This is a genomic window from Citrobacter sp. S46_ASV_140 (assembly GCF_018919545.1).
In the GTDB taxonomy this organism is placed as follows: domain Bacteria; phylum Pseudomonadota; class Gammaproteobacteria; order Enterobacterales; family Enterobacteriaceae; genus Citrobacter; species Citrobacter braakii.
In genome coordinates, this window is sequence record NZ_JAHLRC010000030.1 from 33,397 (window position 1) to 45,134 (window position 11,738).

Annotated in this window: 7 protein-coding genes; 5 read left to right on the top strand and 2 right to left on the bottom strand. The window is 55.0% G+C overall.

From position 1 onward, the window contains the following. Positions 1–240: 240 nt before the first annotated feature. Positions 241–3,570, top strand: a complete 3,330-nt coding sequence (locus KQJ19_RS10545) for a diguanylate cyclase (RefSeq protein WP_019077140.1) — start codon at positions 241–243, stop codon at positions 3,568–3,570. Here the strand turns inward: KQJ19_RS10545 and alkA are convergent. After that, on the bottom strand, positions 3,538–4,407 hold the full coding sequence (gene alkA / locus KQJ19_RS10550; protein WP_216403638.1) for a DNA-3-methyladenine glycosylase 2: 870 nt from the start codon (positions 4,405–4,407) through the stop codon (positions 3,538–3,540). The genes KQJ19_RS10545 and alkA overlap by 33 nt on opposite strands. A gap of 136 nt (positions 4,408–4,543) precedes the next feature. Here alkA and yegD point away from each other — a divergent pair, with 136 nt between their 5' ends. Next, entirely contained in the window at positions 4,544–5,896 is a 1,353-nt protein-coding gene (gene yegD / locus KQJ19_RS10555) for a molecular chaperone (protein WP_216403639.1), read from the top strand. A gap of 99 nt (positions 5,897–5,995) precedes the next feature. On the opposite strand, the gene KQJ19_RS10560 is transcribed toward yegD, so the two are convergent. Beyond that, positions 5,996–6,055: a type I toxin-antitoxin system Ibs family toxin gene (locus KQJ19_RS10560; protein ID WP_109017525.1), complete on the bottom strand. Its 60-nt coding sequence runs from the start codon at positions 6,053–6,055 to the stop codon at positions 5,996–5,998. A 279-nt stretch (positions 6,056–6,334) separates the two neighbouring features. Between KQJ19_RS10560 and KQJ19_RS10565 the strand changes: the two genes are divergently transcribed. From KQJ19_RS10565 to KQJ19_RS10575, 3 genes are all read left to right on the top strand, one after another. Further along, entirely contained in the window at positions 6,335–7,582 is a 1,248-nt protein-coding gene (locus tag KQJ19_RS10565) for an MdtA/MuxA family multidrug efflux RND transporter periplasmic adaptor subunit (protein WP_216403640.1), read from the top strand. Then, the gene (locus tag KQJ19_RS10570) at positions 7,582–10,704 is read left to right on the top strand and encodes an MdtB/MuxB family multidrug efflux RND transporter permease subunit (RefSeq protein ID WP_216403641.1); all 3,123 of its coding nucleotides are present in this window, start codon (positions 7,582–7,584) and stop codon (positions 10,702–10,704) included. Before KQJ19_RS10565 ends, KQJ19_RS10570 begins: the two co-directional genes overlap by 1 nt. Further along, positions 10,705–11,738, top strand: a 1,034-nt coding sequence (locus KQJ19_RS10575) for an efflux RND transporter permease subunit (protein WP_216403642.1), incomplete at its 3' end; no start/stop codon positions are given. It lies immediately after the preceding gene.

Here is an 11,738-nt window from a genome sequence, read left to right on the forward strand (position 1 = left end):
TCAGCGGCGCGACGCCAGCCCAGGCTGCACCAATGCCTTCCCTGTCGCAAATTAAAACGGTCATATTTAAAGCATGCGCTACATTTATTCGCCAGCCTTAGTAATTAATAGCTTGAGAGTGTTAATTTATGAGCAGCTGGCGTATAAATTGTAAATTATTTGTACTAGCATAAACCCAGATTAAATGTGATGCGTCCGGCATCTCTACTGGGCGACAACGGCTATTTGGGTAGAGTGGTAATGAGTAAACAATCCCAACATGTTTTAGTTACCTTACCTCATCCTCTACTGCGCCTGGCCAGTTTAGGTCTGGTGGCTTTCATCTTTACGCTGTTCTCGCTGGAACTGTCTCGTTTCGGTGCGCAGCTGGCGCCGCTGTGGTTTCCGACCTCAATCATGATGGTGGCTTTTTACCGCCATGCGGGAAAAATGTGGCCGGGGATCGCGCTGGCGTGCTCATTGGGTAACATCGCGGGTTCTTTGCTCTTCTTCCCCGGCGAGTCGCTTAGCTTTACCTACACGGCCATCAACATTATTGAGGCTGTCGTGGGGGCAATGTTATTGCGCAAACTGCTGCCCTGGTACAATCCTTTACAAAATCTCAACGACTGGGCGCGCCTGGCATTCGGCAGCGCAGTGGTCCCTCCGCTGCTGGGCGGCGTATTACTCTGGTTATTATTACCGCAAGAAACGTCGTTAAATACCTTCCTCATTTGGGTGCTGTCAGAATCCATCGGCGCGCTGGCGCTGGTACCATTAGGTTTACTGTTTAAGCCACATTATCTGCTGCGCCACCGCAATCCGCGATTACTGCTTGAAACTCTGATTACGCTTCTGGTGACGTTAACGTTCAGTTGGCTGTCGATGATGTTCATTCCATGGCCGTTTACCTGCGTTATTGTCCTGTTGATGTGGAGCGCTGTCCGTCTGCCGCGTATGGAGGCGTTTTTAATTTTCCTCAGCACCGTGATGATGGTTTCGCTGATGTTGGCCGCTGACCCTTCGCTGCTCTACACCCCCAAACAGAACATGATGACCAGCATACCGTGGCTGCCGTTTTTGATGATCCTGTTGCCAGCCAATATGATGACCATGGTGATGTACGCGTTTCGGGCAGAACGCAAACACATCTCAGAAAGCGAAGCGCGCTTTCGCAATGCTATGGAATATTCCGCAATTGGCATGGCGCTGGTCGGGACCGAGGGGCAATGGCTGCAGGCCAATAAAGCCTTGTGCCAGTTTCTGGGCTATAGCCAGGAGGAGCTACGTTCGCTCACCTTCCAGCAATTAACCTGGCCGGAAGATTTGAACAATGACCTCGAACAGTTAAACATGCTGGCGCGCGGGGAAATTAACAGCTATTCCATGGAGAAACGCTATTACACGCGCGCAGGCGAGGTGGTATGGGCCTTGCTGGCCGTTTCGCTGGTGCGCCATAGCGACACCACCCCACTCTACTTTATTGCGCAGATTGAGGATATTAACGATCTGAAGCATACCGAGTGGATGAACAAACGGCTGATGGAGCGCATTACGCTCGCTAATGAAGCCGGGGGGATCGGCATTTGGGAATGGGAACTGCAGCCTGATGTGATCAGCTGGGATAAGCGTATGTTCGATCTCTACGAAGTCCCGGCACATATCAAGCCCAGCTGGCAAGTCTGGTATGAATGCGTTGTGCCTGAAGATCGCGAACACGCCGAAAATGTGATTCGCGATTCGCTGGCCGCACGAGCCCCGTTTAAGCTTGAGTTTCGTATCGCAGTAAAAGGTGGCATACGGCATATCCGCTCGTTGGCCAACCGGGTACTGAATAAAGACGGTGAAGTTGAACGCTTACTTGGCATCAATATGGATATGACCGAGGTGAAGCAGCTCAACGAAGCGCTGTTTCAAGAAAAAGAGCGTTTGCATATTACGCTGGACTCCATCGGCGAGGCGGTGATTTGTATTGATGTCGACATGAATGTGACCTTTATGAATCCGGTCGCTGAGAAAATGAGCGGCTGGCAGCAGGAAAACGCAATTGGCATTCCGCTCCTGACGGTACTGCGTATTACTTTCGGCGATAACGGTCCGCTGATGGAAAATATCTACAGCGCCGACATGTCGCGTAAGGCAATGGAACAAGAAGTCGTCCTGCATTGTCGCAACGGCAACAGTTATGACATTCAGTACAGCATCACGCCCCTCAGTACCCTTGATGGCGGCAGCATTGGCTCGGTGCTGGTCATTCAGGATGTCACCGAGTCACGTAAGATGCTGCGCCAGCTTAGCTACAGCGCTTCGCATGACGACCTGACGCAGTTGGCCAATCGGGTCAGCTTTGAAAACCATCTCAAACAGTTGCTGCATACGGTACACGACGCGCACCAGAGTCATGTGCTGGTTTTTATCGATCTTGATCGTTTTAAAGCGGTGAACGATAGCGCAGGGCATGCCGCTGGCGATGCCCTGCTGCGCGAACTCTCTTCACTGATGCTAAGCATGCTGCGGTCCAGCGATATGCTGGCGCGCCTTGGCGGCGACGAGTTTGGTCTGTTGCTGCCGGATTGTAATATCGAAAGCGCCCGCTTCATCTCAGGTCGCATCATCAGTGCTATTAACGATTACCACTTCATGTGGGATGGCCGCTTGCACCGCATTGGCGCCAGTGCGGGAATTACGCTGATTGATGACAAAAACCATATCGCGACTGACGTCATGTCTCAGGCGGATATCGCCTGCTACGCGGCGAAAAACAGCGGACGTGGGCGTGTCTGCGTCTATGAACCCCAGCAAAGCCAGGCGCATGCCGCGCGTAGCCAACTGTCATTGGACGAACAAAAGCATACCATTATGCATAGCCCCATGCTGATGATCGCCAGAGGCGTGGCTTCTCCACGTATACCTGAGACGTTTAGCTTCTGGCTTATATCGCTACGCTTAGGGACCGCTGAAGGCGAAGTGATTGAAGAGCAAACATTCCGTACCGGGCTGGTCGATCCCACATTGAATCAAGCGCTCGACCGTCGGGTATTCAGCGAATTCTTCCAGAATGCTGCCCCGGCAGTCGCCAGCAAGGGCCTCAGTGTTGCGCTCCCCCTTTCCGCCGCCGGGCTGCTCAATTCAGAACTTGTTGATGAGCTGCTGGAACAATTGCAACATAGCCCGTTACCGCCACGGCTGCTGCACCTGACCGTTCCGGCCAGCGTCATCAAAACGAATCCAACGCAGGCGATATCCGCCCTGCATCGGCTACGTCAGTTCGGTTGTCGAATTGTGTTAAGTCAGGTCGGTCGTGATTTAGAGCTTTTTGACAATCTGAAATACCACATTGTCGATTACCTTTTGCTCGACAGCGAGCTAAGCGCCAGCGCTCACGGAGACCTGATTGACGAGATGTGGGTGTCCATTATCCAGGGACATGCCCAGCGTCTGGACATTAAAAGCATCGCCGGTCCGGTGCAGTTGCCGCTTATCATGGATGCGCTTTCCGGCATCGGTATTGATATGATTTATGGCGACATTATTGCCAACGCCCAACCGCTGGATCTGCTACTGAATACCAGTAATTTCGCCATCAACTGACGGTTGCCAGCCATCCGTGTACCAGATATGCAAGAGTGCATAGGAGCGCCAGGGTTTCCAACGCTCTGCATACCGCCGGATCTGGGCTGGCGTCATGCCGGGAAAACGCTGTTTAATCAGATAATCATCCGGCAGAAAAACATCCTTCGCCTGCCAACCACGCAGCGCAAAATAGTTGGCGGTCCAGCGCCCTATTCCGGGAAACGTTTGTAGTTGCTTAACGCCTTGCTCAATATCGTCAGGCGCTACTGTCGCAAGCGTTCCTTCAAGCGTTGCACGCGCCAGGTGAATCAACGCTTCAGCGCGTTTGAGCGGCATCCCTAACGCTTTCAGGTGCAGCGGTTCGGCGTCAGCAAGCGCTTCAGGCGTGGGAAAAGAAACATACCCTGGCGCATCCTCCAGCGTGTCGCCATAAGCATGCGCGACTTTCGCTGTCAGTTTTGCCGCCATAGCCACGCTGACTAACTGCCCTAAAATCGCCCGTACCCCTTGCTCAAAAGCATCGACACATCCCGGCAGGCGCAGTCCCGGACGCGCCGCACCAAGGCTTCCCAGCGCGCTGACTATTTGCTGCGGGCAACAGGTAAGATCAAACAAGCGGGTTATTTTCGCCAGGCACTCGGGGGCGGCGAGTTGTAATCCCGAACTTAACGTCACGTGTAGCACATTGGCGTGCAAATCCGGTACGACGCGCACTAGACCCCGATGCTCCCCTACGGACAGGCTTCTGGTATAACTCAGTTCCTCCACCGTTTCGACACCGTCAACCGCACGGGCGGCAAGAAATCCCAGCATCCAGGGCCAGTCATAAGGCGGTTGCCAGCTCAGCGTGAACATTCAGTTTTCCTTTTTATGCAAACCTACAGCATAAACGGTATTCAATCGATGCGCCTTGCTTTCACATTCCAGTTGTCGGAGCGTCAACATTTCGTTAAAGTCACGCCCCTTCTTCACTGGCATGGGGATTTTTACGGTGTTTATTGGTTTTGACTACGGTACGGCAAACTGTTCAGTGGCCGTTATGCGTGACGGGCAGCCTCACCTGCTCAAAATGGAAAATAACAGCACGCTTCTGCCTTCAATGCTGTGCGCGCCAACGCGCGAAGCGGTCAGCGAGTGGCTGTATCGCCATCACGACATCCCAACCACTGACGACGAAACGCAGGCGCTGCTTCGCCGCGCGATGCGCTATAACCGCGAAGAAGACATCGACGTTAACGCCAACAGCGTGCAGTTCGGTCTGGCATCGCTGGGTCAATATATTGAAGACCCGGAAGAGGTGTACTTCGTTAAATCGCCAAAATCATTTTTGGGTGCCAGCGGTCTGAAGCCGCAGCAGGTTGCGCTGTTTGAAGATCTGGTCTGCGCGATGATGCTGCACATACGCAACCAGGCACAAAATCAGTTGCCGGAAGCCATCACCCAGGCCGTTATTGGTCGTCCCATCAACTTCCAGGGGTTAGGGGGCGATGATGCCAACGCCCAGGCGCAGGGTATTCTTGAACGTGCGGCCAAACGCGCCGGTTTTCAGGATGTCGTCTTCCAGTACGAGCCGGTAGCGGCTGGTCTGGATTACGAAGCCACGCTGCAGGAAGAAAAACGCGTGCTGGTGGTGGATATTGGCGGGGGTACAACCGACTGTTCACTGCTGCTGATGGGGCCGCAATGGCATCAGCGCGCCGATCGCGAAAACAGCCTGCTGGGGCATAGCGGCTGCCGCGTTGGCGGGAACGATCTGGATATTGCGCTGGCGTTTAAACATCTGATGCCGCTGCTCGGTATGGGGGGAGAAACGGAAAAAGGGATCGCCTTACCTATTCTGCCCTGGTGGAACGCGGTCGCGATCAACGATGTTCCCGCGCAAAGTGACTTCTACAGTAGCGCCAACGGTCGCTTGCTCAACGATCTTGTCCGTGACGCGAAAGAAGCCGATAAAGTCGCCCTACTGCTTAAAGTCTGGCGCGAGCGTCTGAGCTATCGCCTGGTGCGCAGCGCAGAAGAGAGCAAAATCGCGCTTTCCGATCAGACCATTGTGACGGCGGCGATACCGTTTATCAGCAACACGCTGGCAACCGATATCAGTCAACACGGGCTGGAAGCTGCGCTCAATCATCCCCTGGCGCGCATTCTGGAGCAGGTTCAACTGGCGCTGGAAAACGCGCAGGAAAAACCGGACGTGATTTACCTGACCGGCGGTAGCGCGCGTTCGCCGCTGATTAAAAAAGCCCTCGCCCAGCAACTTCCCGGGATTCCGATCGCGGGGGGCGATGATTTCGGTTCCGTTACTGCCGGACTGGCCCGCTGGGCTGACGTTGTTTTCCGCTAAGCGGCTCGCATGCTGAAAAGTACGCGTATTGACATCACCATTGCTGTGGCTTATTTACAGGAATGAGGGTTAGGGAGGGCTTCCCCTCCTCCTGGTGTCTTAGTAAGCCGGTAAGCTAATCACTAAGAGTATCACCAGGATGATGACCTGCTTCATCATAACCCTTTCCCTATTTTGGCCCCTTCCTCGGGAGGGGCTTTTCCGTTCCAGCGTCCCGCTGAAATCTCTGGCTTTCCTCCTTTTTGCCTTGTCAGCACTCTAACGCACAATCACGTATTCGCTATCTTCACCACCGATTGTTGCGTAACGCTTCGCAAAGCCGCATCGGCATTCAGACGAATCCCGACAGTGTTTCATAATTCCTCCATTTTTCTCCCTTGTTCGCTGGCTAAACTAGTATCATTCCGCGAATCGTTTCAGGATGAGAAACTTATAACAATGAAAGGCAGTAAAAAATCCCGCTGGGTGATAGCAATCGCGATCGTTGTGGCCACCGTCGCCGCCATCTGGTTCTGGCAAAGCCGTAACGACGCCCAGGAAAACGCACCGGGCGCGACCAAACCAGCGCAGCACACGCCAGGTTCGGGACGGCGTGGAATGCGCTCCGGGCCGTTGGCTCCCGTTCAGGCTGCCACCGCCGCCATGGAAGCCGTTCCGCGTTACCTAACAGGACTGGGTACCATTACTGCCGCAAATACCGCCACGGTACGTAGCCGGGTGGATGGTCAGCTCATTGCCTTACACTTCGAGGAAGGACAGCAGGTAAAAGCCGGCGACCTGCTGGCAGAGATAGATCCCAGCCAGTTCAAAGTTGCTCTGGCTCAGGCGCAAGGCCAACTGGCCAAAGATAAAGCCACGCTGGCAAATGCCCGTCGCGATCTTGCCCGCTATCAACAACTGGTGAAAACTAATCTGGTCTCTCGCCAGGAGCTGGATGCCCAGCAGGCGCTGGTAAATGAAACGTTAGGGACAATCAAAGCCGATGAAGCCAGCGTCGCCAGCGCCCAATTGCAGCTTGACTGGAGCCGGATAACCGCGCCTGTAGAGGGGCGTGTCGGTCTGAAGCAGGTCGACGTCGGTAACCAAATTTCCAGCGGCGATACCACCGGAATCGTCGTCATTACGCAAACCCATCCTATCGACCTGATATTCACCTTGCCTGAAAACGACATTGCCACCGTGTTGCGGGCGCAAAAATCGGGGACTCCGTTAAAGGTCGAAGCCTGGGACCGAACCAATTCGCAAAAACTGAGCGAAGGCGTCCTGCTCAGTCTCGACAATCAGATTGATGCCACGACCGGAACCATCAAAGTTAAAGCCCGTTTTGACAATCAGGATGATGCTTTATTCCCTAACCAGTTCGTTAACGCCCGCATGCTGGTCGACACGGAACAAAACGCCGTGGTGATCCCAACGGCCGCCCTGCAGATGGGCAATGAGGGCCATTTTGTCTGGGTGCTGAACAGCGAGAATAAAGTGAGCAAACATCTGGTTAAACCAGGTATTCAGGATAGCCAAAAAGTAGTGATCGCCGCCGGGTTGTCCGCAGGTGTTCGGGTCGTAACCGACGGTATTGACCGCCTGACGGAAGGCGCAAAAGTAGAAGTTGTAGAGGCGCATGACGCCTCAGTTCAGGACGAGAAAACTGCGCCCCGCGGATACGGCAAAAAAGGAGCTAACTCCTGATGCAGGTGTTACCTCCGCACAACACAGGCGGGCCATCACGCCTGTTTATTCTGCGACCTGTCGCCACCACGCTGCTGATGGTCGCGATTTTGCTTGCCGGTATTATCGGTTATCGTTTCCTGCCGATCGCTGCCTTACCGGAAGTCGATTACCCCACGATTCAGGTCGTTACGCTGTACCCTGGCGCCAGCCCGGACGTCATGACCTCGGCGGTAACCGCACCGCTTGAGCGTCAGTTCGGACAGATGTCCGGCTTAAAACAGATGTCCTCGCAAAGTTCCGGCGGCGCATCGGTCGTCACGTTGCAGTTTCAACTGACACTCCCGCTGGATGTTGCCGAGCAGGAAGTTCAGGCGGCGATTAACGCCGCCACCAATTTATTACCGGGCGATCTGCCCAATCCGCCGGTCTACAGCAAGGTAAACCCGGCAGATCCACCGATCATGACGCTGGCGGTCACGTCCAGCGCCATGCCGATGACGCAGGTGGAAGATATGGTCGAAACCCGCGTCGCGCAGAAAATCTCTCAGGTTTCCGGTGTCGGTCTGGTAACACTTTCCGGCGGGCAACGGCCGGCGGTCCGCGTGAAGCTTAACGCACAGGCTATTGCCGCACTCGGTCTGACCAGCGAAACCATCCGTACAGCCATTACCGGGGCTAACGTCAATTCGGCAAAAGGGAGTCTTGATGGCCCAACGCGTGCTGTCACCCTTTCCGCCAACGACCAGATGCAGTCCGCAGACGAATATCGCCAGCTCATTGTTGCCTATAAAAACGGTGCGCCGGTTCGTCTGGGCGATGTCGCCACCGTCGAACAAGGGGCAGAAAATAGCTGGCTGGGCGCATGGGCCAATAAGCAACAAGCCATTGTGATGAATGTTCAGCGCCAGCCTGGGGCGAACATCATCTCCACGGCAGACAGTATCCGTCAAATGCTGCCGCAGCTCACCGAAAGCCTGCCCAAATCAGTTAAGGTCAGCGTGCTTTCGGATCGTACGACCAATATTCGTGCGTCCGTTGCAGACACCCAGTTTGAGCTAATGCTGGCGATTGCGCTGGTGGTGATGATCATCTACCTGTTCCTGCGCAATATTCCGGCGACGATTATTCCTGCGGTCGCCGTTCCATTGTCGCTCATCGGTACTTTCGCGGTGATGGTATTTCTTGATTTCTCCATCAATAACCTGACCCTAATGGCGCTAACCATCGCGACAGGATTCGTAGTGGATGACGCTATCGTGGTTATCGAGAATATTTCACGCTATATCGAAAAAGGCGAAAAACCGCTGACTGCCGCCCTGAAGGGGGCTGGTGAGATTGGTTTTACCATCATCTCTCTGACATTTTCGCTAATTGCCGTGCTGATCCCGCTGTTGTTTATGGGTGATATCGTTGGCCGATTATTCCGCGAGTTTGCCGTTACGCTGGCCGTGGCAATTCTGATTTCCGCCGTCGTCTCGCTCACCCTCACGCCGATGATGTGCGCGCGCATGCTTAATCAGGCCTCGTTGCGCAAGCAAAACCGCTTTTCCCGTGCCTCGGAGCGTATGTTCGATCGCGTCATTGCCGGGTACGGTCACTGGCTGGCAAAAGTGCTGAACCATCCGTGGCTCACGCTGGGCGTGGCGCTCGGCACGCTGGCACTGAGCGTTATGTTATGGGTCTTTATCCCCAAAGGATTCTTCCCGATCCAGGACAACGGCATCATCCAGGGTACGCTGCAGGCGCCGCAGTCCAGTTCATTTGCCAGCATGGCCCAGCGCCAGCGCCAGGTTTCCGATGTCATCCTTCAAGATCCGGCGGTAGAGAGCCTGACCGCTTTTGTCGGCGTGGATGGTACTAATCCGGCATTAAACAGCGCGCGTCTGCAAATCAACCTTAAGCCGCTGGACGATCGCGACGATCGCGTGCAGAAAGTGATCGCACGCCTACAGGACGCGGTTGACAGAGTACCCGGCGTTGATCTCTATCTTCAGCCCACCCAGGACCTGACGATTGATACCCAGGTCAGCCGGACGCAATATCAGTTTACGCTGCAAGCAACGTCCCTTGATGCCCTCAGCACCTGGGTTCCACAGCTGTTAGAAAAACTACACCAGCTACCGCAACTGTCCGATGTCAGTAGCGACTGGCAGGACAAAGGGCTGGTGGCGTATGTGAACGTTAATCGCGATAGCGCCAGCCGTTTAGGCATCAGCATGGCGGATGTCGATAACGCCCTGTACAACGCCTTCGGCCAGCGACTGATTTCAACCATCTACACCCAAGCCAACCAGTATCGCGTCGTGTTAGAGCATGACACCAATAGTACGCCGGGGCTTGCTGCACTGGACACTATCCGTCTGACCAGCAGCGACGGCGGCGTGGTTCCGCTTAGCGCAATCGCCAGCATTGAACAGCGTTTCGCTCCGCTGTCGATTAACCACCTCGATCAGTTCCCGGTCACCACCATCTCGTTCAACGTACCGGACGGTCATTCGCTGGGCGATGCGGTGCAGGCAGTTCTGGATGCCGAAAAAACGCTCAATCTGCCAGCAAATATTACCACCCAGTTCCAGGGCAGTACGCTCGCTTTCCAGGCCGCACTGGGTAATACCATTTGGTTGATTGTGGCTGCGGTTGTCGCGATGTATATCGTCCTCGGCGTGCTGTATGAGAGCTTTATTCACCCGATTACCATTCTCTCCACGCTACCCACGGCGGGCGTCGGCGCCCTCCTGGCGTTAATGATTGCCGGCAGTGAACTGGACGTCATCGCGATTATCGGCATTATTTTGCTTATCGGTATCGTCAAGAAAAACGCCATCATGATGATCGACTTCGCCCTTGCCGCGGAGCGCGAACAGGGCATGACCCCACGCGACGCTATTTTCCAGGCCTGTCTGCTGCGTTTTCGCCCGATTCTGATGACTACGCTGGCGGCACTGCTCGGCGCGTTGCCGCTGATGTTAAGTACCGGCGTGGGGGCCGAATTACGTCGTCCATTAGGAATTGGTATGGTCGGCGGTCTGCTGGTAAGCCAGGTATTAACCCTGTTTACCACCCCGGTGATTTATCTGCTGTTTGACCGTCTGTCGCTGTACGTGAAAAGCCGCTTCCCGCGTCAGGAAGAGGAAGCGTAAATGAAATTTTTCGCGCTTTTCATTCATCGTCCGGTGGCGACCATTCTCATTTCGGTGGCCATCACCCTGTGCGGGATACTGGGCTTTCGTCTGCTGCCGGTAGCTCCGCTGCCGCAGGTGGATTTCCCGGTGATCATGGTCAGCGCATCATTACCCGGCGCTTCCCCTGAAACGATGGCGTCTTCGGTAGCCACCCCGCTGGAGCGCTCACTGGGGCGCATCGCGGGCGTGAACGAAATGACCTCGAGCAGTTCCCTTGGCAGTACGCGCATTATTCTTGAATTCAAATTCGACCGTGACATCAATGGCGCGGCGCGGGATGTTCAGGCCGCGATCAACGCAGCGCAAAGCCTGCTACCCAGCGGCATGCCAAGCCGCCCCACGTACCGCAAAGCCAACCCTTCCGATGCGCCAATCATGATCCTGACGCTCACGTCGGACACTTACTCGCAGGGTGAGCTGTACGATTTCGCATCAACCCAATTAGCACAGACCATCGCGCAAATCGACGGCGTGGGTGACGTCGACGTTGGGGGCAGCTCTCTGCCTGCCGTGCGCGTAGGGCTTAATCCGCAAGCGCTGTTTAATCAGGGCGTGTCGCTGGACGACGTGCGTAGCGCGATTGCTAACGCCAATGTGCGTAAGCCGCAGGGAGCTATCGAGAATGATACCCACCGCTGGCAGGTACAAACCAACGATGAGCTGAAAACCGCCGCCGAGTACCAGCCGATTATCATCCACTATAATAACGGCGCTGCGGTGCGGCTGGGCGATGTTGCGTCTGTGAGCGACTCGGTGCAGGACGTACGTAACGCGGGGATGACCAACGCAAAACCGGCTATCCTGCTGATGATCCGCAAGCTGCCAGAAGCCAATATTATTCAGACGGTAGACAGCATTCGGGCCAAATTACCGGAGTTACAAACGCTGGTCCCGGCCGCCATCGATCTGCAAATTGCCCAGGACCGTTCACCGACCATTCGCGCCTCGCTGGAGGAAGTCGAACAGACGCTGATTATCTCCGTTGCGCTGGT